Raw genomic sequence first — 20558 nt, 5'->3', positions numbered from 1 at the left:
AGAGTCCGGTCGATTCTCGCCGGGGGGCGCTTCGGTGTCGAGGATGGTCCAGCAGAGGGTATACGCCCTCACGCTAACGCGTCTCCCCGCGCGAGGCGGATAGTTACAAGCGCTGGCGGACAATGGCCATGATGATCCTCATAATAGGCAATAGTTGCCTATATGTAGCGAGGATGTTCTCATGGCCAATATCAAGTATTTCAGCGACCAAGGCGCGGATACGGTCGCGTTGCAAGGACGCGGAATGTTCGGCATGCCCAATGCCGAGTTCGCAGCCAGGTTTCCGGGCGTCAAAGGGATCCGCTATGACGGCTTCTCGATGCGGGTTGCATATCCCATCGCCGGGGGCGGTGATCCCCTGCCGGTAACCCGCATGATCGAATACAAGGCTTTCCCGTCGCGCCATGAGTGCGATGCGCGGTGCATGACCGCCCGAGGAAAGGTCATGCGTTGCGAATGTTCATGCGGTGGAAAGAATCATGGCAAAGGCATGTTCACTCGCTGACGCGCGGGCGGAGGCCCTGCGCGTGCGCCTCCACATCCTCAGTTCAGGGACTCAACTGGCCTACATCGTGCAATGCGGCGGGCGCTCTTATGCGTTCGACGTGACCGATGAATGCATCTGCCGACCACGCGAGGTGTTGCCTCCTTATGCAACCCGGTTTGCGCGGGATATGGCGAAAGCGATCGCGGCTCGCATGAATGACGGGCGAGTCCATCGCGGTATGGCCGTCAACGCGGTGCAGGCGCTGGATGCGTTCCTATCCCGACTCAGTGCATAGCGGCGGACCTGTTCATAGTGCAAACAGCAATGCGCTTTGCGCTATGCACATTGGCCGAGCCGCACCGAAACAAACGAGTATCCAGGTAGGCAACTATTGCCTATATCATTTCACTGTACCGGCGAGCTACGCCGAACAGATGCAACTCACCTGGAGGTCATATGTCGCAATTGGGTTTTGATCTTGGAGCCGCCGAGGAAGTCTTTCGCGCAGCCGCTCCCGGAACGTGGCTGGGGGAAGTTCTGCCCCTGGAAGACGCGATTGTCCGGCTGGAGCAGGTCGTCGCGCGGGGGTTCGATGACATTCCGCTGGCGGTGCGCGCGATGTACGCAGAAGGGGCGGAGTGCCTGCTAAGCGAGCTTCGCCGCGAAGACGCTGTGTTCGGCCTCCTGTGCCGTGATCGCTCGCCCGCAATCCCCCTGGACGCGACAGAAGATGCGATAGCCATCTTCGAAGAGCATTGTCGCGCGGTGATGGAGCAGCCGGGGGCGCACCCCCACCAGTGCGCGAAAAGCCGCTTTGCAAGGCACTACAGCACCACGGCGCTGCATTGCGACGGAGTTGGCAGCCTTGTGCTAACCCGCTGGAGCGAGACTCGCCACGAACTGGTGTTCCACATGGGACGCGCTTTGGTCTTCCTTGATAGCTACCGCGACCACATGCAACGCCACAAAGTGCCCATGCAAATATGGGCCCCCGCGTACAGCGCGGACAAAATCGCCTACAGCCCTAAGGGGCCGGCGGGCGTGGCGACCTTCAATTACGGCGGGCGAGGGTACGTCAACGACGGGATGTTCCATTGCGGGGAATACAGCGAATGCGAGGGATGGTCCTTTGTGCCGCTCGCGCAATGGCAAGGCGAGACCTTCACCTATGAGGAGCAATGCCGTGCCTGGGATTCGGGGGCGCTGGAACGGGGAGACCGGCGCGGCCTTGTCGTCAGCGTAAGGGGCGTCAAATGCGTTCTCGACGGAGCTTTGGTCTTCTTTGACGACTCCGGATCCTACAGCCTTGCGCGTGCGATCGCCGAGGGCGCATCCGACGAGGACGACGATGAGGACTATCCGGACGACGACGAAGAGGGTGACTTCGACGAGGAAGAAGAGGATTCGCCGCGCCCGGCAGAGGATGTTACGCGCGAGGCTTGCCCAGCACCGCGTAAGGTCGAAGAGCAGAACTCTGACCTTTTGCTCTGCTTGATGTGATGGCGCCGGGGGGGGCGGACGTGCCCCCCGACAGAGCCTGCCGCCGTCGACCCCTTTCCCTTTTGCCCGGTGGGTACGTGCGCGGCTTGACGTGCCCGCGAGCGAATGCGCCCCATTGTCGCCACGGGTTAGTGCAAAAGGAAAGGCAGCGGCCAGCTGCGACCGCGTGCCCAGGCGAGTAACACTTTGCGGTCATGGTAGGCAATAGATGCCTATATAATATTTGTATGGTTTAAATAAACCTTCTGCAAATGTTAATTTGTCGCTGGGTTGCCTATGTGCCGCCCGCTGGAATCCCCCCCATAGGAGTCTCCGCCATGATCCTTATCTCGACGCTTCGCAAGATGCGGAACAAGCCCGTGTTTGTGGTGACCGTCCCGGCGCATACCCGCCAGGTCGGCAGCCTCCCGCCTGTCAATGTTGCGAAGGTCAGCGATGGTTTCGCTACGAAAAGCCAAGCCGAAAAGTTCGCTTCCGACAACGATCCGCGCCAGTGGGGCGCGGCTGAATTTCCGGTGGTCGCGCGAGTGCCGGCACATGAATACGCTGCCAGCTGCGGCTTGCCGCTCGCCGGTACCACCATGGGCGGCTGCTTGGACGCCGCGCTGGCCGAGCTGATCGAGCGTGTGGCGACCGGCGAAGAGTTTCCGGACGCATGCGGTCGTGCCGCGTCTCGCTTCGCTGTTTGCTACGACGCGCTGCGCGCAGCCTACGACGACCGAGAGCAAGCCTGATGGACCGGAACGCAGAAGTCCAGAAGATGGCGTCGCAGTTTGGCCTCGATGCGAACGCTCTGCATCACCTTGTGGCATTCCTCTGCGCAAATCACGCTCGCCATACGGAAAGCGGAAGGATCCCCGACGCGATGAGCGCTGCGGAACAAGAGGAGTACATCCGCGCGGGCGTGGTCGCGTGGCGAGATCACACCAGCGCGTTTTTAGAGGAACTGCGCGACGGCCAGAGCGATCGCGCCAAGGCCTTCCGCGCAGAGCTCGTTGTCGGGGTCTATGACTCCATTCGCGGCAACATCCGAACGCCACAGGGCTGACTATGAGCTCAGATAAAGCCGAAGGCCGCGCCATCGCGGCGCGCAAGACTGGAGTACGTCATAGCTTCGGAAGGTGATGGAGGGCGGCATGGATGACCGCAAGTCGGGTCCGGCTCACTTCGCGGGGGCGCTCATCAATGGATGGCTGCGCCACACCTGCCGGTTCAAGGTCGTCGACCTTGGTACGGGTGGTTCCCAGACGAAGTGGTCTACAGGGCCGATTTTCTTGAATAGGCTCAGGAGGCGTATATCGGGGCCTGCGAGGCGGCTGGGATTGTGCATGGCACCTTGCGCATCTTCCGGTGTGCTGATTGGGCCGCATACGCGTAGGCGAATTCGGTACACAGTCCTCGCAATGATGCTATTGCCGCGCAATGCCTGTTACAGGATATGGTTTTAATAGGCAATCATTGCCTATATAATTCTAGGGTGATTTAAATAAAGGCACGAAGAATGTAAAGTCTGTGCCGCGACCCTGGAGAGAGTAATGCTTGAATCAGCAACGACCATCCCTGCTTGCCTAGATTCCCTGTTGAACGTGCAGCGTCAATGGGTGAACGATCAACTCTGCAATAACGACGTTTCGAGCGACGAGGAGATGTCGCAGTTCTTGCAGGCCGAGGTGGGCTTGAACACGGACCAAGTGAAGTCTGTCATGGGCTATCGCGGCAGTGCCTTGGCAGATCCCTTTTTCCAGCTGTTTCCGTTCGAGAAGGTGACCGAGTTCGCGGGTTGTGCGGCGCGAATTTGCGAGCCGGATTCCAAGGGACTCTTTCGGGTGGAGGTCGGTCATCGCATCTGGGTCGACGCGGCCGCTGAGGATGCTGAACGAGCTCGCGAAGTGGTCCAGGCTGCGGGCTATGCCGTGCGTTCCGTGCGTGTCGCTGTTTGAGGTGACGACCATGGAGACCGCGATCGACTGCTTCGCAGGAATGGGGGGAAACACAGAGGGGGCGCGCATGGCTGGCATCAAGGTCACTTGGTGCGCCAACCACTGGCGTTCCGCTGTGGATACTCATGCAGCCAATCACCCGGAAGCAGCGCATATCTGCCAGGACGTTCACCAGGCCGACTGGACCAAGGCTCCGGCGCACGACCTTTTCATGGCCTCGCCTGCGTGTACGGGGCACACACCAGCACGGGGTAAGGACAAGCCGCATCACGACGCAGCGCGAGCCACGGCATGGGCCGTAGTGTCGGCCGTCGAATGCCATCGGCCGCCTTTCGTTCTGGTGGAGAACGTACCTGCCTTCGCACAATGGGCTCTGTATCCCGCGTGGTGCGCCGCCATGGCCGCACTGGGCTATACGTTGTCACCGATGATTTGGGACGCCGCGGACTGTGGTGTGCCGCAGCATCGAAAGCGTCTGCTGATCGTGGGGACGCGCAGTCGACATCCCATCAAGCTGGAGTCCCCGAAACGCGAGCATCGTGCGATCGGCGAGGTGATTGACTTCGAAGCGGGAAGCTGGTCGCTCATCCAGCGTCCTGGGCGGTCAGAAAAAACTCTCGACCGAGTTCGTAACGCAAGACACGCTTTCGGCGAGCGATTCGTGATGCCCTACTACGGATCCGGGTCGGGATTGACCGGGCGCTCGCTCGATCGCCCCTTGGGCACTGTCACCACTCGCGCACGTTGGGCGGTAGTGGACGGGGATAGGATGCGCATGCTCACGATTGCTGAGAACAGAGCGGCCATGGGCTTCAGGAAGAGCTACATCCTTCCAGCGAATCAAGCGGTGGCTCTGCACATGCTTGGAAATGCGAATCCGCCGCCTATGGCGTTCGAGGCGATATCCGCGCTGCGGAGGGCTGCCTGAGTAAATACCCGGGGGCGCTAGTTGAAGGCTGGCCTCCCCGGGCCTGGGCCGCTTCAGTGGCCAGAAACACTCTTTCTTTGCTCGGTTTCGCCTGATTGAGGGGCGACGTGCCGCAGTCGCGGTGAAACCGGTGGATCTTTGTGCGTGGAGGAAAAAACGTGAAACTCACCAAAGCAAGTTGGACCTCCTTCGATTTCATTCACGGGGTGGAGTTGATTGGCCTAGGCCAGTCGCAGATTCTGACGTCGATAAAGCGCTTGTCGCGCATCGAGGGCTTCGCTCTGATGTGGAGTTTGCGATTGATATACCGTGATTGCGATGCTGCGTCGATCGGACGGCTTCGTGGCGTGCTTCACGTTCCGCTGGACCATTGCATGAGCGAGGTTGGAGCGCGTCATTTCCGCTTCGTTGCGCCATCGACCTACGTCTATTTGTCGGGGCTGTTGGCGGCGTGGAGGCGCGCGGGAGTGGAGTCGATGTACGTGGCATACCGGGAGCACGACGGACGCGGGCGCATGCTTGAATTGATGGCGAGGTTGGCAGAGCTCCACGGCGTCGGGGTATGTGCGGCTGAATCGAGGCAGCGCACTCTAGCCACCAGGACAGCATGGCGGCGCGGGCATTGGCTCTTCTGGTACGTGCGCGCAGTGTGGAGCGAAGCGCGGTCGACTCAGCGAGTATCGCAACCTGGACGCGTTCGATGAACCATATCTTCTTCAAGAATGCCCATCTTTACAGAGCGCAGGAAGACATCGCCAGCTCCACCGAAGTACTGGAGGAGCAGCTCGGCCGGCAGGCCTTCGCGATGCCTGAAAGCGGGCGTGAAGGGCGAGGTTGGCTTCGCGCTGGAGCGGGCAAAAGTAGGGCCCGTGTCGTGGGGGGCAACTGGCTTATACGTATGAGGACGGCTAAACGAATCCTACCTCCCGCTGTGGTGAAGCAGCGTGTTAAGGAGGTCTCGGCATTGATCGAGCATCGCCAAGGGTACAAGCCTGGGCGGAGACAGTTGAAGGACATCAAGGACCGTGTGCTGGAGGAGCTTCTTCCGAAGGCGTTTCTTCAAATGCGCGATGCCGATGTATGGATCGATCGCCGTAATGGTTGGCTGGTTGTCGATACTGCTTCTTCGAAGCGCGCGGATGAGGTGTTGTCGCTTCTCAGCAAGACTGTCGACCCGTTTGCTGTCGAGCCGTTGCAAGTCCAGACCGCGCCAGGTCTGGCAATGACAGAGTGGGTTCTCGAAGGCGAGGCACCCCATGGGTTCTCGATTGATCAGGATGCAGAGCTGCGATCGCGGGGGCGCGGCCAGGGCGCAATTCGATGGGTGCGGCATTCAATCGAGACCGTCGACGCCAGAAGGCACATCGAGCAAGGCAAGCAATGCACGCAGCTGGCGATGACGTGGGCCGATAAAATCTCGTTCATGTTGACCGAGGATCTGACTTTGCGCCGCCTGCGGGCCCTGGATGTTCTTAAGAAGGATCTGCCCTCTGATGGGCGGGACGATGAAGAGATGTTCGACGCGAGCTTTGCTTTAATGGCGGGCGAGTTAGCAGGATTGCTCGCCGCATTGACGAATTGTTTGGACGGCTGCGACTTCGAAGACTGAAGCTGGAGCGGCCTACAAAAGTCTGGTCATCTCGGCCCCGGATATCGCGAGGAAAGTACATGAAGCAGGATAATGATGCAGTGCTGGTTTCCAGTCCCAACGTGGAGCGCCACAATCCAGATCCCAACTATCTGCGGCGGTTATTGGACGAGGCAGGTTTGAGCCAACAAGAGGCCGCGCGACGTCTCGGGGTGTCGGTGCGGATGATGCGCTACTACTTGGCAGAGGACGAAGGGAAGCCGGCGCCTTATCTCGTCCAATTTGGACTTGAAGCGCTCGCGGCGACAGGACGTAAATCACATTCCTAAGCGTCGCCTTGGCTCCGGCAACGGTGCACCGCCGGGTAGGTGCGTATTCCGGTTGAACTGACCACCTGTGCCGATTGCGGCTGACCAAGCTTCTGGTCGTGACCGGCTGAGTTCGGCCATTAGCGGAGCACCCAAGAAATGACCAACAGACAGTGAGCGGGCGATAGTCCGCCAATGGGACGTCGGTGTCGATTGTGGTGTTAGCTCTCACCGTACCCTCACCACCGTGCTCTGACGTCCGAGTGATGGCGTTCCCTTGAAGGGAGGGCAATGCTGGTGCAGGAGGGCCTCAAAGCGTTGGTATTCCGAAACTAAAACGGCGCCGAACACTAGGCGTGCGCCCCTCAGTTCAGCGATGTTCGGCAGGCCGATATTACCGTTCCTGTGCCCTTGAACGTGGGCCTTGATTCGGCTAACTGGTGAGATGTCTTTGCCCCAGTAAACAGGGTACCAGTCGGGAAAGCCCGGCACTTGGGCTAGCCCGGTCATGGGGGCTGCGGGCATGTGAGCCCAGATCCCGTACACGGCGGCAGCGGATTGCTGAATCGGAAACTCGCCTCCAATTTCAATAGCGCCGTAGAGACAGTCGTGAACTTTGAGCCCGTGCTCTGCGGCGAATGATTTCAAGAACTTTGGAACGAGCGCGACTTCTGGCATGTGAAACCTAGTCTTGAGTGACGGGCGGCCTTTGACGAGCTGAAGATACAGTCACTACAGCCGCTTTGGTATGGTCGGAATCGTACCCCCACTTGATGGTAATGCTGGTAGGGTGATCACAAGGCGCACCGCAGGGAGTCTGGTTTCGCCGTCGGCTGCACTCGGCCGTTAGGAGCCCATCCTGACCGGCTGCTATGGGTCGCATGCTGCCGCTGGTCAGCTCAAGCATGCCGGTCAGCTCCGAGCGGAATGGAGGTCAACGATGGCCAGCACCAGCAGTAGGCGTCAGACACGGTCTGGGCGCTGATCCAGATCTCTGACCGGGTAGTACCTCGTGAACGGCTTGTCCCGGTCCTTCCATTGCTCATCAAGACGGGCCTGCACGCAGGGTTCCCGTAGCAGCGCTGATTTGTGTTCCATCAGTAGCAGGGAGCCGGGCATCACCTTCATCTGTTCGCCGTTGCGCACGGCCTCTTGCCACATTTCCTGGCAGTACTCATAGACCCGAAAGGCCGCAAGGAGATGGGCGTGAAGCCGCGCAATCTCCCAACAGTATGCGCGGGCGGCATCCGTTGGATCAGCGTCGAAAAGTGCCCTGATCTGGGCGAACGTCAAGGGGGGGCGGATGTTTGTCGTGGGGCATACCAGAGTCTCCGTTACTGTATAAATATACAGTAGTCTGCCATTCCGTCCATTCCAGGCGCTTTTTTTCGGGGGTAGGGCGTGCCAAGGCATCCACCGAGGAATGCAGACCACATACCTTCAATCGGCAACCCGGCATTCCGCCGGACCTTTTGGAGAGAGAGTATGAATGCAGCAGTTGAAGAGGGTACGGACGTCATTCAGGCGACTAAGGTGTCTGGGGATCGACGACTGTCGATCCTTCCCAAGTACTTTGGGCCTGGCCTCCGGTACCTCATGATCGGCGAGGCGCAGGTGTACAACCACATGGAAATGCTGTGCAGCGAATACCGCGGCGGCTATTGGGAGTTTTTCGAGCTGTCGAATGGGGGCTTCTTCATGGTGCCCTCCATGCAGAAGGAGCGCGTTCGCGTCGTGCAGGCGATGAACGGCTATAGCGGCGAGGTATCGGTGGAGGCGGCGGGCATCATTGCGTGCCTTTTTGGCTTCTACGCGCTTGCGTGCCAAAGCCAACAGAAAACCATCTCGACCTGTACATGGCTCTGCGAGATTTCGCGTGCGGCCATGCTGAGGCGCGCGAGATCCTCCAGGCCATTGACTGACCCCAACCCGGTTCCATTCTGGAACCGGGTTTTTTATTGGCGGGAGCCAGCCACCGGGGCATGAAGACGACCTAGGGCTACTGAGAGAGATTCCGGCACCGCACGGGCCTCGTGCGTGCGCGGATGTTACTATCTGTATCTAGGAGGGGTGATGCTTATTGCGTTCTTGATTCTCAGCCCCCTGGCCCTAATGTGGCTAGTGGCGGAGTTCTACCACCCGCCCACGCGGGAGATGTTCGGCAACCTGAAAAGGAACCTGTTTGGGCCTCTTTGGCGCTCGTTGACCTACCCCGTAGGCAAGCAAAGAGAGGCCTTCGGCCAGTTCTTTGTGGGTGTTGCGATCGCCAGTTGTGTCGGGGCCGCTACTGTGGCGTTTGAAACAAACTGGGGTGCGGCAACGTGGGTGTTGTACGTAAAGTTGGTTGGGCTGTCCCTTGGGATGGTGCTATCATTGGCTCTGGCCAGTTTGTTCTACGGCACGAAGCAAGGAGACTGATATGGATCTCGGAACCGCTGTAATGCTTGGCGTCCTTGCGGCCGTCGTTGGTTTCGGCCTGTTCGTCGCCAACAACGTCGTGAAGACTGACCGTGAGAAACAGCGCGAGTCGGGTCACCATCCAGCGTGACACGTCGCCCGGAAAACCCTCGATTCGTTCGAGGGTTTTTTTTTGCCCTCGACAGGGGGCGGTCAGTTCTCCACGAAGGCACTCCTGCCGGGGCAGGCGTGCATGTGCCAGCGTGGGCGAGCCCGGCGAGGATGCCGCTCAATTGTCGTAGCCGTGTGAAGCGAGCACCTGGGCCATGTTTGAGCCTTCCCAGGAACCGGGCCGGCTCCCGACCATGCCGAGGTCTTCCGCAAGCATTTCCAGCGCACCCGCAACGGTTAGCAGGCCATGTGTGCAGCCTTGCTCTATCTTGACCTGGTGCGAGCCGTTGAGCTGGCGCAACAACTGTCGGATGGTGGTGTGAAGCTCTCGCGAGAGTCGCACGTCCACGATAACGGTGTTGGCGTCGGCGGTCGCTGGCTCCGGCTCCAACGCGGGATCGTCGAGCTCGATGGCACGCTTGCGGTCTCGGTACAGCTTTTCGACGTCGTCCCGGGGAATGGCGATGGACACTGCATTAGGCTTTACGCCCGGACGGGGGGCGCCGTCGTCGCCGAAAAAGTGCTCATAGGGCATGTCTTTCCCGGTCCTGTAGAAGGCCTCGACATGCGGCACGAAGCCGTACGCATCGCTCACTAGATCAGGATCGTCAACAATTTGTTTATCGCTCACGTCGATGAAGCCCGGCAGAGTCAAATCCACGATCGCGTCTGGATCGCAATCGGTGAGGATGGTTTGCAGCTCGCGCACGGTTAGGCGCTTCTGGGTAGCGGGTTCGGTGCTCATGATGGAGTCGTCTGGGAGGTTTCCCGTTGGGTGTCAGTAAGGCGCTTTGAGTGATGGGAATGGCGTTATGTGCTATGGGCATTGCGTAATTGCTCCGCACTCCTCGAAGGGGGCGTTGCGGCACATCGGGATACCGCACCTAAGCTTCAGATTGGGCTTTCCCCAAACCTGAGTGAGGCAAGTCGCGCATCGGTATTTGACGCGGTTGGACCGATTGACCGGATCGCCCGAGGGAAGCGCAAGTACGGATTCGGCCCGACCTAGCCCTAGGTATGCCGTCGATGTGATTCCGGGTGTCGTCGTCAGCGCGTCTGACGTGGCCGGCGGAATGGTCGTGGCAACCGGCGTAGGACCGACAGGAAGCCGCTCGGCAGGAAAACGATCGAGCCAGGAAAGCGTGAATTCGCGGGTGAGCAGCGAGTCGCAAGCCAAGTCGAAGGCGCCGCCGGCCTCGATGTAATGATCCATCTGCTGACCCGTCTTGCGCCCGCCTGGCTTGCCCGTGTGGGACGGGATTAGTCCGATGGATTCCATTTTGTCCGCCCATTCCTTGTTGTGGTACCCGCGCCGGCTGAAGCTCCCGAAATGGCGCTGCCATTGGTGGACTTGTTCGTGAACCAGGGTGGAGAGCGTGTTCTTGATCGTCTGACTTGCGAAGTAGGCCGGGTTCAAAGCAATTTCGTCGACCATGTCGCCCGTGCCTCGTCGTACGAAGCGGCCCTTCGAGAAGTAGCCATAGGTGCCTTTGCGCCGTTGCAGCGTTATGAGGCACGGTGGGAGCTGCGCGTCGAACATGGTCCGGTTGAAATGCTCGAACGCCACGTACAGTTCGCCGTACGCCTCAGCAGTTGGGCCATTCGCGGACGGTTCGATAAATTCGGTTGGCATGGTCATGTCGCAAAATTTGGCGTGCTTGCCCCTTACGGAGCAAATTTAGCTATGCTTTAATTCCACTCGATGCATCGCTCGTTGTGCATCGTCAACGACTCTCTCCAAGTCGCTTCATCCGACGAGACTAGCGCCCCGGCCGTTCCACGGTTTGGGGCGTTTTTCATTGGCAGAACCAAATTCAACGAGGCATGGATACATCTTTTGGTCAGGCTAATATTAATTGATGCTTTACGTTGAATAAAGCGCCAATTTATAATTCTTCAAAAGTAGCTTTGCTCGGCCCTTATGGGCGCATCGCCCAACCATCCGCAGCGAGCCCATTCAGTTATCGAGGCCGTCTGCGTCAGCGCCTTACAAAGGCCAAGGAGAACGCCATGAATGACCAAGTGCTCGATGACCAACTTCCGCCGACGACCGTCGATCGCGAACTCGTGCGAGGCAATGTGAAAGCGAGCATGGACGCCGCGGGCGCGAAGAGCTCGGACCTCTGGAATGTGCCGTATGAGCAGATCCGCCTGATTCCTGGATGGCAGCCCCGCATCAACAACGAAAAATGGCGGAAGCGGGTCGCGTACATCGGTGGCCTGATCCTCGCCAACGGCTATGCGCCGGACAAGCCCGTCCAGGGCTATGTTGCGCGCGAAGGCGGCCTGGACGTGCTCTACCTGACCGAGGGGCATACCCGATATCATGCGACTGGATGGGCGCGGGAGCACGGAGCGAAGATCGAGCGTATTCCCATGATCGTGCTGCCCAAGGGCACGACCATGGTTGACCTCACCGTGGCTCAAGCTAATGCCCAAGAGGGCACACCGCTCGCACCCTACGAGCTGGGCATTTTGATGAAGCGGATGATCGGATATCAGGTGTCGGTATCCGAAATTGCCCGTCGTTTTGGCTACAGCGAGCAGTACGTCAACGATTTGCTCTCGCTGATGGGCGCCCCGAGCCGAATCCGACAGATGGTGATCGAGGACAAGGTGTCGGCCGCCGTGGCGGTCCAATTCCTCAAGTCACATGGCGACAAAGCGGAGGAGCGCCTCCTGGAGGGGCTCAAGATCGCGGATTCCATGGGTCAAGCGAGGGTGACCCGCAAGGTTCTTTCGACCGGGCCCAAGGTCCCTCCGCGATACGTGCCGAACCTCTACGACGCAATGACGAAGGTCGCGCCGTATCTTCAAGGGTTCCTGCAGGGCGAGACCGCCGAAATTCCGGGTCTGGAAGATGAAGCCGACCTGGTCACGGTGAAAATCAGCAAATCGGCGCTTGAAGCATTCCGCGAGACGCACTTGCAAGTCACGGAAGCCATGGAGAAGCGTTCGCGCAAACAGCCGACTGCGGGGGCGGAAAACGCCGGCGACGTTGGCGCTCAAGGGGAGCAACAATCGCTAGCATGAGCTTGACGTCAGCGTTCGCCGCAGGAGGAGGGCGGGGCGGTCCCGACGTCTCCTCCTACAGCCTTTCGCGCGGGGCTCACAGTTCCTGGACAACGGGCTCGCGGTCGGACTTGCCTTGCCTTGTCTTTGCCGGGTGGGCGGTCGCTACACCTGCGTCTGCCATCAGGAGTTTGCGCTCCATCGTGCATCCCCACTCGTACAGCTCCACCACCAAGAGACGTTGAGCGAGCGGGAGCGAATCCCAGTACTGTTTAGACGGGGGCGCGTATCCCACCCATTTCGGGTCGGCCTGTAGTTTCTGGGCGGTGAGCCACAGCTGCTCATCCAACCCGATCTGACACCGCAATTCTGAATGGTCGATGTCGCCTGCGAGCACACGCAGCCAGAACTGAGGGATGCCAAGCCACGCTGCCAGCCAGGCGCCCCGTTCCTTATCGCGGACGAGAGAAAGGGTCGCGCGCTGGCCGGTAAGAATCGCAGTCAGAGCGCCTTGTGTGAGGCCCAGTCGAGTAGCGAGGGTGGTGAGATTGAGTTCGCAACGTGGATCTGCGAGCTTTTCGCGGATCCGCTGTACGAGAGGTACCCCTGGCCAATTGTCCGGTCCCGTGGACCGCGGAGGATCGTCGGCGGAAGAGCGCCGGGGGCGGCCACGCTGCGGCCTTTTAGTGCCAGAAGAGGCGGGTAGTTCGAATTGGGCATTTTGGTCCTTGCGTGCCATGCGCAGTCTCCGATCGATGAAATAAATATCATCAGGCTAATTGACACGCATTGTGCATCAGTCAAGCGTCTAAACCAAATTTTTGGGCCCTAAAAGTCGTTTTTGTTCGTTCCTCATTGTATGAAATAAAAACAGCGCGTATTGTGGCACCGCGCAATGTCTACCTTGGAACCGAGCAAAGAAAGGAGCCCACATGCTTTCTGCCGAAGCCGCAGTATCTCCGCGCTCGTTCGCGTACACGAACGGGATGATGAACGCAGTCTGGTTGGTCGGAGAGCTTTTCTCCGCCGACCGTGAGGCGGGCCGATGCGAGATCCTTATCTCCAACAAGAGCCCGCACTACCGCGTCTCGTTCGAATTCGACGTGAGCAAGGGCGTGGGTCTGCCGAAGTACTTCAAGCCCGGCGACGTGATCGCCGTCACAGCGTTGGTACGCTCCGACCTCATTGATGGCGATTACAACCTCACCTTGAAGGCTCTGCACTTCCAGGCGCCGAGCGTCCGCGACTTGCGTGGGGATGACCTGCGCGACTATGCGAAGCGGATGAACGGCGCCATCCTGAACGCGGCCGGTGCCGAACCCGGCCGACAGGACGCATTCACGTACAAAATCGATCGCGCCCAGCGTAAGCGATCGAACGTCATCCGGCTGGCGGGCTTCGTGCACGCGATGGAGTTCGAACGCGGCGAGCCCCACCCGGAAACCCAGGAGCCTACCGGCGACAAGCTCGTGCTGCTGCTGCGGCAATTCGAAAATGCCGACAAGTGCATCCCGATACGCATCTATGGCCGCCAAGCGGGGCCGTTTTACACGGCCATTCGTAAGGCCAAGCGCAACGGACCCCTGGCCATTCATGCCATGGGTGAACTGTACGTGAAGGTGAAGACGACACCGTCGCCGGACGCAGACGCAGAACCGGACGTGCGCCGTGTGCCTATCATCAAGGCGATCGGAGACATCGAGCGCCTTGACTTCGACTCTGGCCTGATCGGTGAGCCCGGACTATATCCCTGGCTCACGGAGTACCTGCCGAGAGAACTCGTGTCGACGATGCCTGAAGCGCCCGAGCAACAAGCATGAGCGGCCGCAAGGGACCCGCCGACTTCAGTCGTCGACGCGCTATGGGCAAGATGCTCGGCGCTTCACTAGTCGCGGGGCTTCCTGCGTTCAGCAGAGCCAATACGGCGCAGATTGCGCCCCACGTCGCGGATGGATTGCCGCATGGGCGCATCTGTGTCCTTTCCTACAGCACCGCGCCGCTTCCGCCCCTCGCCGTCGGCGGCGCGAGTGGCGCGATCGCGGTGCTCGGTGTGAACGGGGAAGCCCCCGTGTATGTTCCGTCCGACTCTCCGAACCTCCATGACCTGGTTGTGCCGGCGAGCAATCCCGAGGGGACCATTCTGGCGATCGGTCATGAGTCCCGGGAGTTGGTCGAGATCTTCTCGAACGACTTCACGAGCCGGGAGTCGCGACGATATGCTGGTGTGACGTTCCGCGGCCATGGATTGGCCTACGGCGCGGGGGCGCTTATCGCAGCTGAATCCACGACGGCCCCGCTCGAAGGGGGGTGGCTGTTGTATGTGGACGCCAGAGGGAAGGAAATTACGCGCGTTGCCTCGGGCGGTATACGCCCGCATGACGTGGTCGATTGCGGTGACTGGATCGCCGTTGCCCACTATGGTGACCGACCGCGTGTGACGAATGCCGATCTCGCGAGCAGCGCGTGCAATCTCCTGTTCGATGTGGCGGCGCCTAGCGTGGCGTTCCTCAACAAACACACGTTGGCGGTCGAAAGCAACTGGGCGCTTCCTACGGACGGCGTAGCCACGCACCTTTGCCCCGATGGAGAGGGAGCGGTGCTGGTCATGCAGATGCAAGCTCAGCGGCTCTCGTGCTTTCAGGCTGACCAAGTAACGCCCGCGCTGGCGCAGGTCCGTGAGAGTGCCTCGCTCCTGCCGGTAGAGATCGAAAGCGGACTCTTCGAGTTACCGCTGCCCGTGCACCGCGTCGATCGCTTGAAGGGGGTAGGGACCAAGTTCGAAACCTCGGCAACGACGCAGCGACGTGGCCAAAGCTTTGCGAGGAGCGATTCGCTCGGCCTATCGGTCGCGACATTCGCCGCATCGCAGACCTTGTGGATGAAGTGGGATGGCTGGGACAGGCCGGAGATTCGGTCATCCCTTCGTTTCGGCGTGCCGGATCCCCGGGGATGCGCATTCCTTGGGGGAGGCGCGTTGCTGGCGGTCAGCGGCAACGACAACAACGTTGCCATCATTGAGCCGAAGTCGGCCCGCCTGTTGACCATCATTCCAGCGGTGCTGGGGCGGCATTCGCATATCCGCCACCTTGCCACTTAGTCCGCTACCTGCCACCGGTGGATGTCGTCTACCTACCGTTGATCGGATAAGACAAGGCTCTTCCGCCCTGCCGATCTAGCGAAATCTGTCATTTCCCGAAGGAGAAATCAAAATGGCATCGGTCAACAAAGTGATTTTGGTTGGGAACTTGGGACGAGATCCCGAGGTGCGCTACTCGCCGGACGGCGCCGCAATCTGCAATCTGTCTATCGCCACGACGTCGCAGTGGAAAGACAAGTCCTCCGGGGAACGCCGCGAGGAGACGGAGTGGCATCGAGTCGTTCTGTACAACCGCCTCGCTGAGGTCGCAGGCGAGTATCTCAAGAAGGGCCGTCAGGTCTACATTGAGGGCCGACTCAAGACGCGGAAATGGCAGGACAAGGACACGGGGGCGGACAGGTACAGCACTGAGGTCGTCGGAGACCAGATGCAGATGCTGGGCGGACGTGGGGGTGGCGAAAGCGGGGGCGACGAGCAACCCAGCCCCGCACCGGCGCAACAACGCAATGCGCGCCCCGCCACGCAGCAACAGGCCGCCGGCTCCTCGCTCGCAGATATGGATGATGACATTCCGTTCTAAAACCTACTAAGCCAACTTTTTGTTGGTTAAAGCCCGCCTTTCTTTTGGAAGGGCGGGCTTTTTTTCTTCCCTACGTGGAGGGCCGGCTCGTCGCGAAATGACTTGGGCATTCAGCCCATCGCATCTTGGATGCACTTTCCATCGAGTCTTCCTGCTTCCAACAATCCCGGCACGAGAGTTTGAATCGCGCTCTTGTACGTCCCCACTATCCGCATCACTGCTGTGGCGTGATTCATAAATATTTCATCTTCCTCGCGGGTGAATTGTTCATCAGGCTGAAGTTCCCGGCGCCAGTACATTTCGCGGTCTTTGGTCGCGTTCTTAAATATGATCTGAGCGATTTCCTTCTCCGAAATCGACGGCAAAAATTGATTTCGAAGCAAGAATAATTCCGCGGCGAAACCGCCACAGAGGACGTGAGAACGAATTTCTTCGTTCGTATTGCACCTGGCGCGTGCCATGCCCTGGGCGTGGGGCTGGTCGTTCAGAAATTCGACCAGATCAACGGTTCCTCCCAGGTGTATGCAGACCACGGCGTGCCCTAACTCGTGCCAGCATTGATACTCTCGACTGTTGATGTCGATCTTGCGCATGAAAATTCCCCTACCTCTCTCTAAATGTCTTGTGACACGGGGTGGATTCTATAAGGAGTCTGGTTTGACACAGAAACCGGGCCAGCCAAGATCCTCCAGGTGGCAACAATTTACGGCGCGCATAAGTGTGGAATTTTCCCTCACGTGGACTTCACTTTTGCGGGTGGGCATCCGGTTATCATCCCCGATCATCTCGTGTCCCATGACGGCGCGCTGATGTCGTCCATCTCGAGCGCAATTACCCATAAAAAGGATAGAAAACATGATGTCGTCCGAAGAGTTCATGGCCTTGGCGAAGTCCGAACAAGACCAGTGGATAAATCCCGTGGGGCGCCTGATCCTGGCAGCCGCAAGCATCGAGAGGTCTGTTAACGAGCTTTTGGCAGTTTTGGCACCCGAAGACATCGAGATTTGGCGCAAGGAGGAGTTTTCTCTACGCGTTGGGCGAATATCTGAGATATCAAAAAACCACCTATCTGACACTCTTTCTAAGGGCCTGAAAGAGCAGAAGCGAAAGTACTGGCCCGTTATGAGCAATCGAAACGCAATTGCGCACAATCCCCTTTTTATACAAGCATTTGGACACGGACCGGATGCCTACGTTAGCTCGACGATTCTTCACCAGCAGAAAGATACGGCATACGAGCTGAAGGATGTTCAGAAATTTGCAGACGAGGCAGATGCTGTTTCCGCAGAACTCATGAGGTTCGCCGCAAACTTCCCGAAGGCCCTGCAAGATGAGGTTGACTATGTGAAATGCCTTGTCACTGGGATGCACCTGGAGTTCCCGGACCCGGACTAAACGGAGCGGTTATGGGTAGCTGCTGAACCGGGCGTTTAAACGAAGAGCCCCAGCATTGTTACGGTCTTGTTAAGAGTGATTGACTTGCAAGGCGGAGAGTTCGTAGTCCCTACGGAAGACAAGACCAATGCCCAAGCGGGCAGTGATGAATTGTATCAACTTGATATTTTTTGTATTCTAGTATCCCGATATATCAGAGTTCGACATGCAAAAACCAGAATCCGTACAACGCAGCCCGAGGGAACTCTCCGCCCTTAATGTTCGGCGGGCGAGAGACTTGTTCCTAATGGAGCGGCCGTCTTCGGTCGGCCCAATTCTACTGGCGCACCTTTTCATTGAAAGTCTGATGGCGCACGCGCTGTTGAGGAAGGTGCACCAAAGGAAGCTCTATCGCAAGGGTTTTAGCGACAAGCTTGACATGCTAGTCAAACAATTCTGTTTCCGACGGAATGCATATCCTTGGTCGGCGCTGCGCACCCTGAACGATTGCCGCAACCAGATCGCGCATACCTATGGTGTGGAGGCGCCCCGTCAGCTATCTCGTCTGCTGGAGGTCGTTGGAAGCCGGGGGAAGGTCGACGCGGGAGACATGGAGAAGAGGATCCGCGCGTTCGTTGTGAGTAACAAAGACACCCCGTTTGCAGAGCTCGATGTGGAAGTGATGGAGGGCAAGGTGGAGCGCGGTACAGCCTTTCACCATGCCATCGTTCAGCTGTATGTGGATGTTGCTTCGGCCCTGGGTGAATCTTTGCCCGCGATAAGTGGCACGAGGCTCGATCCGCATGCTTGCGCAGCTTAGCGCGGTGCCGAACGTCGACGTCGACTAAACATGCCCGCGGCCGGAGAGCGTCGGGCAACTGGAGCTCGCTATGGGTTGGTTTAAAAACTGTTTTAGACGAAAAGCAGCGTCCCCGCCCAGTCGGAACGACGCTACTTCGACGCAGCGAACGGTTGAGGAGCAAACCGGAAGTCTATATGTGTCCGACGATCCCATAGCGACGAAGACGCAGGATCGGTTTGGGCGCGCGACATTCGCTGCCAGAATCGCAGACACCATAGCGAAACGGGAAGATCCCTCAAGCGTAGTTATAGGTCTCTACGGGCCATGGGGAGACGGTAAAACATCGGTCCTCAAAATGATGGAGGAGTCGCTTGGTCTTCATGAGAACTCCATAGCAGTACGATTCAACCCATGGCACTTTCCGTCCGAGGATGCGCTCCTGCGTGGTTTCTTCGCGACCCTGGCCAAAGGGCTGGGCAAGGAGCCCGCATTCAGAAAGCGGGCGGCTGCGCTATTGGGAAAGTACGGCGGACTTCTGTCGGTGGTATCGGTAGCGGTGCCGGGCGTGGAGATCAACCCTGGAGAAGCTGCTAAGAATCTCGGAGAGGCCTTATCGAAGGATGGCCTTGATGAGGTAAAGGACGAGATCGATGAGTTGCTACTCCAAAGCGGCAAAAGGCTCGTCATTCTCATTGATGACATCGATCGCCTGGACAGGAACGAGACACACGCGATCTTCAAGCTGGTCAAGTTGTCGGCTAGCTTTAAGTACACATGTTACGTGCTGGCGTTTGATGACGAGGTGGTTTCCGCTGCGCTCGGTGAACGGTATGGAGCGGGGGGCGCCGAGGCAGGTCGTGCATTCCTTGAGAAGATCATTCAAGTACCTCTGCACTTGCCGCCGGCCGACCGCCTAAGTCTTCGAAAGATAACCCTCGAAGGGGTGGACCGCGCTTTACAGCAAGCCGACATATCAATCGACCAGGCGCAAGTTGACAAGTTCATGCGCCCGTTTGTGGACGGTCTGGAGCCGAAACTAGAAACGCCGCGGCTTGCAAAACAGTACATCAACGCTCTCATGTTTTCGCTGCCCCTTGTAAAGGGCGAGGTGAACATTGCCGAGTTCATGTTGATTGAAGGACTACGCCTACTGTATCCCCGGCTATACATTGCAATACGGGACGAGCCAGATATGTTCCTACAAGGCGAGCCCCGCGACGGTGTGCGTAACCCACTGCAAGCCCAGCCGTCGCCCTTAGACGAGGTCCTGGCAGCTGCTATGCCACTCTCTACGGCAAAGGAGCGCGACATTGTTAGGCGACGGCTGTTGGTACCGCTTTTCCCGCGTGTCGACACAATGACGTACGGCCCGGAATGGGATAAGCAGTGGACGGCAGAGCAACGCTTGTGTTCGAGCCGCTATTTCAAACGCTACTTTGTTTACGGGGTACCGGAAGGCGACATTGCCGATAGCGGAATTGCCGATCTAATCGCTTCGTTAGCGGCGGGTGATCCAGAGGCGCAACGTGCGATCTTGAGCAAATACTCCGATCGGGCGATGCCGCGATTGATTGAGAGGCTTCGGGACCGGGCCGAGGACGTCGACGAAATCGCAGCACTTCCTTTGGCGCTCGCGATAGTTCGGAACGGCGAGATGCTTCCGCGAGAGCGTGGGCCCTATGTCATGGGGGGCACCTTCCTGCAAGCGGCTATCCTCGTATCTCAACTAATGAGGCAGATCGCGATGGCGCACCGGCTCGATGCGGTGAAGGCGGTCGTCGAAGCTGCGCAGCCGTTGGCTTTGGGCAGCGAGTGCGTTAGATGGCTCACTCACTATCCGGACAAGCCGGAGGCGCATCGCGTCTTGCCAGACGACGCAAACGATGCCATCTACGAGTTATTCGCCGGCAGAGTTCGAGACGCAAGCGCTGAAGGTCCGCTTTTCCTAACGACGCCAATGGACGCCCCAGGGCTCTATTGGGATTGGCAGAAGGGGCGCGGTAAAGATGAGGTCGAGGCGTACCTACGAGGGATCTTCGAGCACGACCCAGTTAGCATAGATGTGTTCCTCGACACCTATGTCGGGGAAGGGTGGGAGATGGCAAGTGGAATGCCAGTCCGGTCATTTTTGCAACGAGGTAACTATGATTCCATCGCATCCTGTATCTCACCCGACTTCGTCATGGAGAACCTGCGGGAGCGTTACGGTGCAGAGCTAGACACGCCGGAGTATCACTCTGACGGTAGTTCGGCGAGAAAGGTCGCGCACCAATTTGCATCCATTCACAAAGCTGTACTTGAGCAAGCAGCCAAGTCTGCTCCAGGGGCAGACGCGTAGAGCGGCGCAACGATCTCAAGTCCGAAGGAGCGAGTT

At 58.8% G+C, this 20558-nt stretch carries 25 protein-coding genes; 19 read left to right on the top strand and 6 right to left on the bottom strand.

Annotated elements, in window-relative coordinates; all coding sequences use genetic code 11:
• Window positions 1-181: 181 nt before the first annotated feature.
• The 9 genes from RT614_RS05265 (at window position 182) to RT614_RS05225 (ending at window position 6772) form a co-directional block, all read left to right on the top strand.
• Complete coding sequence (locus RT614_RS05265) at window positions 182-505, top strand: hypothetical protein (RefSeq protein WP_313620804.1); 324 nt, start codon at window positions 182-184, stop codon at window positions 503-505.
• Window positions 480-782 (top strand): hypothetical protein, encoded by a 303-nt coding sequence (locus RT614_RS05260; protein WP_313620802.1) that lies wholly within the window; start codon window positions 480-482, stop codon window positions 780-782. The genes RT614_RS05265 and RT614_RS05260 overlap by 26 nt, the downstream gene beginning before the upstream one ends.
• A gap of 161 nt (window positions 783-943) precedes the next feature.
• Window positions 944-1987 (top strand): hypothetical protein, encoded by a 1044-nt coding sequence (locus RT614_RS05255; RefSeq protein WP_313620801.1) that lies wholly within the window; start codon window positions 944-946, stop codon window positions 1985-1987.
• Window positions 1988-2304: 317 nt separating this feature from the next.
• Window positions 2305-2721 carry a hypothetical protein gene (locus RT614_RS05250; protein WP_313620799.1) on the top strand — a complete coding sequence of 139 codons (417 nt, stop codon included), beginning with the start codon at window positions 2305-2307 and terminating at the stop codon, window positions 2719-2721.
• The gene (locus RT614_RS05245) at window positions 2721-3035 is read left to right on the top strand and encodes a hypothetical protein (protein WP_313620797.1); all 315 of its coding nucleotides are present in this window, start codon (window positions 2721-2723) and stop codon (window positions 3033-3035) included. The genes RT614_RS05250 and RT614_RS05245 overlap by 1 nt, the downstream gene beginning before the upstream one ends.
• Before the next feature lie 487 nt (window positions 3036-3522).
• Complete coding sequence (locus tag RT614_RS05240) at window positions 3523-3927, top strand: hypothetical protein (protein ID WP_313620796.1); 405 nt, start codon at window positions 3523-3525, stop codon at window positions 3925-3927.
• 10 nt (window positions 3928-3937) lie between these two features.
• Complete coding sequence (locus RT614_RS05235; protein WP_313620794.1) at window positions 3938-4855, top strand: DNA cytosine methyltransferase; 918 nt, start codon at window positions 3938-3940, stop codon at window positions 4853-4855.
• Window positions 4856-5555: 700 nt separating this feature from the next.
• Window positions 5556-6464 carry a recombination-associated protein RdgC gene (locus RT614_RS05230; protein WP_313620792.1) on the top strand — a complete coding sequence of 303 codons (909 nt, stop codon included), beginning with the start codon at window positions 5556-5558 and terminating at the stop codon, window positions 6462-6464.
• Between the two features lie 59 nt (window positions 6465-6523).
• Complete coding sequence (locus RT614_RS05225) at window positions 6524-6772, top strand: helix-turn-helix transcriptional regulator (protein WP_076515777.1); 249 nt, start codon at window positions 6524-6526, stop codon at window positions 6770-6772.
• 207 nt (window positions 6773-6979) lie between these two features.
• Here the strand turns inward: RT614_RS05225 and RT614_RS05220 are convergent, their stop codons facing one another.
• Window positions 6980-7429 carry a hypothetical protein gene (locus RT614_RS05220; protein WP_313620790.1) on the bottom strand — a complete coding sequence of 150 codons (450 nt, stop codon included), beginning with the start codon at window positions 7427-7429 and terminating at the stop codon, window positions 6980-6982.
• Window positions 7430-7714: 285 nt separating this feature from the next.
• Window positions 7715-8044: a hypothetical protein gene (locus RT614_RS05215; RefSeq protein WP_313620789.1), complete on the bottom strand. Its 330-nt coding sequence runs from the start codon at window positions 8042-8044 to the stop codon at window positions 7715-7717.
• Between the two features lie 192 nt (window positions 8045-8236).
• Between RT614_RS05215 and RT614_RS05210 the strand changes: the two genes are divergently transcribed.
• The 3 genes from RT614_RS05210 (at window position 8237) to RT614_RS05200 (ending at window position 9299) form a co-directional block, all read left to right on the top strand.
• Window positions 8237-8737 (top strand): antirestriction protein, encoded by a 501-nt coding sequence (locus tag RT614_RS05210; protein WP_313620788.1) that lies wholly within the window; start codon window positions 8237-8239, stop codon window positions 8735-8737.
• Between the two features lie 87 nt (window positions 8738-8824).
• The gene (locus tag RT614_RS05205) at window positions 8825-9169 is read left to right on the top strand and encodes a hypothetical protein (protein ID WP_054470961.1); all 345 of its coding nucleotides are present in this window, start codon (window positions 8825-8827) and stop codon (window positions 9167-9169) included.
• A gap of 1 nt (window position 9170) precedes the next feature.
• Entirely contained in the window at window positions 9171-9299 is a 129-nt protein-coding gene (locus RT614_RS05200) for a hypothetical protein (RefSeq protein WP_255376753.1), read from the top strand.
• Window positions 9300-9437: 138 nt separating this feature from the next.
• Here RT614_RS05200 and RT614_RS05195 read toward each other — a convergent pair whose 3' ends face one another.
• The gene (locus RT614_RS05195; RefSeq protein ID WP_076515757.1) at window positions 9438-10064 is read right to left on the bottom strand and encodes a hypothetical protein; all 627 of its coding nucleotides are present in this window, start codon (window positions 10062-10064) and stop codon (window positions 9438-9440) included.
• Window positions 10065-10136: 72 nt separating this feature from the next.
• Window positions 10137-10952 (bottom strand): SprT-like domain-containing protein, encoded by an 816-nt coding sequence (locus RT614_RS05190; protein ID WP_313620784.1) that lies wholly within the window; start codon window positions 10950-10952, stop codon window positions 10137-10139.
• Between the two features lie 377 nt (window positions 10953-11329).
• Between RT614_RS05190 and RT614_RS05185 the strand changes: the two genes are divergently transcribed.
• Window positions 11330-12352, top strand: coding sequence for a hypothetical protein (locus tag RT614_RS05185; protein WP_313620783.1), 1023 nt, complete (start codon window positions 11330-11332; stop codon window positions 12350-12352).
• A 76-nt stretch (window positions 12353-12428) separates the two neighbouring features.
• Here the strand turns inward: RT614_RS05185 and RT614_RS05180 are convergent, their stop codons facing one another.
• Complete coding sequence (locus RT614_RS05180) at window positions 12429-13070, bottom strand: hypothetical protein (RefSeq protein WP_313620781.1); 642 nt, start codon at window positions 13068-13070, stop codon at window positions 12429-12431.
• Between the two features lie 193 nt (window positions 13071-13263).
• Between RT614_RS05180 and RT614_RS05175 the strand changes: the two genes are divergently transcribed.
• The 3 genes from RT614_RS05175 (at window position 13264) to ssb (ending at window position 16008) form a co-directional block, all read left to right on the top strand.
• Entirely contained in the window at window positions 13264-14151 is an 888-nt protein-coding gene (locus RT614_RS05175; RefSeq protein ID WP_313620780.1) for a hypothetical protein, read from the top strand.
• Window positions 14148-15428, top strand: coding sequence for a hypothetical protein (locus tag RT614_RS05170; protein ID WP_313620778.1), 1281 nt, complete (start codon window positions 14148-14150; stop codon window positions 15426-15428). Before RT614_RS05175 ends, RT614_RS05170 begins: the two co-directional genes overlap by 4 nt.
• Window positions 15429-15540: 112 nt before the next feature.
• Entirely contained in the window at window positions 15541-16008 is a 468-nt protein-coding gene (ssb, locus tag RT614_RS05165) for a single-stranded DNA-binding protein (RefSeq protein ID WP_313620776.1), read from the top strand.
• Between the two features lie 110 nt (window positions 16009-16118).
• Here ssb and RT614_RS05160 read toward each other — a convergent pair whose 3' ends face one another.
• Window positions 16119-16601 carry a hypothetical protein gene (locus tag RT614_RS05160; protein WP_313620775.1) on the bottom strand — a complete coding sequence of 161 codons (483 nt, stop codon included), beginning with the start codon at window positions 16599-16601 and terminating at the stop codon, window positions 16119-16121.
• 262 nt (window positions 16602-16863) lie between these two features.
• Here RT614_RS05160 and RT614_RS05155 point away from each other — a divergent pair, with 262 nt between their 5' ends.
• From RT614_RS05155 to RT614_RS05145, 3 genes are all read left to right on the top strand, one after another.
• Window positions 16864-17403 carry a hypothetical protein gene (locus tag RT614_RS05155; RefSeq protein WP_313620773.1) on the top strand — a complete coding sequence of 180 codons (540 nt, stop codon included), beginning with the start codon at window positions 16864-16866 and terminating at the stop codon, window positions 17401-17403.
• 205 nt (window positions 17404-17608) lie between these two features.
• Window positions 17609-18202 carry a hypothetical protein gene (locus RT614_RS05150; RefSeq protein ID WP_313620771.1) on the top strand — a complete coding sequence of 198 codons (594 nt, stop codon included), beginning with the start codon at window positions 17609-17611 and terminating at the stop codon, window positions 18200-18202.
• A gap of 178 nt (window positions 18203-18380) precedes the next feature.
• The gene (locus RT614_RS05145) at window positions 18381-20522 is read left to right on the top strand and encodes a KAP family NTPase (protein ID WP_313620770.1); all 2142 of its coding nucleotides are present in this window, start codon (window positions 18381-18383) and stop codon (window positions 20520-20522) included.
• The last annotated feature ends 36 nt before the right edge of the window (window positions 20523-20558 follow it).

The organism is Achromobacter sp. (genome assembly GCF_032102605.1).
Lineage (GTDB): Bacteria > Pseudomonadota > Gammaproteobacteria > Burkholderiales > Burkholderiaceae_B > Achromobacter.
The sequence above is the reverse complement of the archived record's forward strand: the minus strand, read 5'-3'. Positions and strand labels throughout refer to the sequence as shown.

Excerpts from the sequence above, each read along its gene's own strand:
- RT614_RS05260 (WP_313620802.1), top strand. The coding sequence starts at position 480 with ATGGCAAAGGCATGTTCACTCGCTGACGCGCGGGCGGAGGCCCTGCGC.
- RT614_RS05235 (WP_313620794.1), top strand. The coding sequence starts at position 3,938 with ATGGAGACCGCGATCGACTGCTTCGCAGGAATGGGGGGAAACACAGAG.
- ssb (WP_313620776.1), top strand. The coding sequence starts at position 15,541 with ATGGCATCGGTCAACAAAGTGATTTTGGTTGGGAACTTGGGACGAGAT.
- RT614_RS05225 (WP_076515777.1), top strand. The coding sequence starts at position 6,524 with ATGAAGCAGGATAATGATGCAGTGCTGGTTTCCAGTCCCAACGTGGAG.
- RT614_RS05155 (WP_313620773.1), top strand. The coding sequence starts at position 16,864 with ATGATGTCGTCCGAAGAGTTCATGGCCTTGGCGAAGTCCGAACAAGAC.
- RT614_RS05190 (WP_313620784.1), bottom strand. The coding sequence starts at position 10,952 with ATGCCAACCGAATTTATCGAACCGTCCGCGAATGGCCCAACTGCTGAG.
- RT614_RS05150 (WP_313620771.1), top strand. The coding sequence starts at position 17,609 with ATGCAAAAACCAGAATCCGTACAACGCAGCCCGAGGGAACTCTCCGCC.
- RT614_RS05175 (WP_313620780.1), top strand. The coding sequence starts at position 13,264 with ATGCTTTCTGCCGAAGCCGCAGTATCTCCGCGCTCGTTCGCGTACACG.
- RT614_RS05210 (WP_313620788.1), top strand. The coding sequence starts at position 8,237 with ATGAATGCAGCAGTTGAAGAGGGTACGGACGTCATTCAGGCGACTAAG.
- RT614_RS05265 (WP_313620804.1), top strand. The coding sequence starts at position 182 with ATGGCCAATATCAAGTATTTCAGCGACCAAGGCGCGGATACGGTCGCG.
- RT614_RS05195 (WP_076515757.1), bottom strand. The coding sequence starts at position 10,064 with ATGAGCACCGAACCCGCTACCCAGAAGCGCCTAACCGTGCGCGAGCTG.
- RT614_RS05250 (WP_313620799.1), top strand. The coding sequence starts at position 2,305 with ATGATCCTTATCTCGACGCTTCGCAAGATGCGGAACAAGCCCGTGTTT.
- RT614_RS05240 (WP_313620796.1), top strand. The coding sequence starts at position 3,523 with ATGCTTGAATCAGCAACGACCATCCCTGCTTGCCTAGATTCCCTGTTG.
- RT614_RS05160 (WP_313620775.1), bottom strand. The coding sequence starts at position 16,601 with ATGCGCAAGATCGACATCAACAGTCGAGAGTATCAATGCTGGCACGAG.
- RT614_RS05245 (WP_313620797.1), top strand. The coding sequence starts at position 2,721 with ATGGACCGGAACGCAGAAGTCCAGAAGATGGCGTCGCAGTTTGGCCTC.
- RT614_RS05205 (WP_054470961.1), top strand. The coding sequence starts at position 8,825 with ATGCTTATTGCGTTCTTGATTCTCAGCCCCCTGGCCCTAATGTGGCTA.
- RT614_RS05230 (WP_313620792.1), top strand. The coding sequence starts at position 5,556 with ATGAACCATATCTTCTTCAAGAATGCCCATCTTTACAGAGCGCAGGAA.
- RT614_RS05255 (WP_313620801.1), top strand. The coding sequence starts at position 944 with ATGTCGCAATTGGGTTTTGATCTTGGAGCCGCCGAGGAAGTCTTTCGC.
- RT614_RS05220 (WP_313620790.1), bottom strand. The coding sequence starts at position 7,429 with ATGCCAGAAGTCGCGCTCGTTCCAAAGTTCTTGAAATCATTCGCCGCA.
- RT614_RS05200 (WP_255376753.1), top strand. The coding sequence starts at position 9,171 with ATGGATCTCGGAACCGCTGTAATGCTTGGCGTCCTTGCGGCCGTCGTT.
- RT614_RS05170 (WP_313620778.1), top strand. The coding sequence starts at position 14,148 with ATGAGCGGCCGCAAGGGACCCGCCGACTTCAGTCGTCGACGCGCTATG.
- RT614_RS05180 (WP_313620781.1), bottom strand. The coding sequence starts at position 13,070 with ATGGCACGCAAGGACCAAAATGCCCAATTCGAACTACCCGCCTCTTCT.
- RT614_RS05185 (WP_313620783.1), top strand. The coding sequence starts at position 11,330 with ATGAATGACCAAGTGCTCGATGACCAACTTCCGCCGACGACCGTCGAT.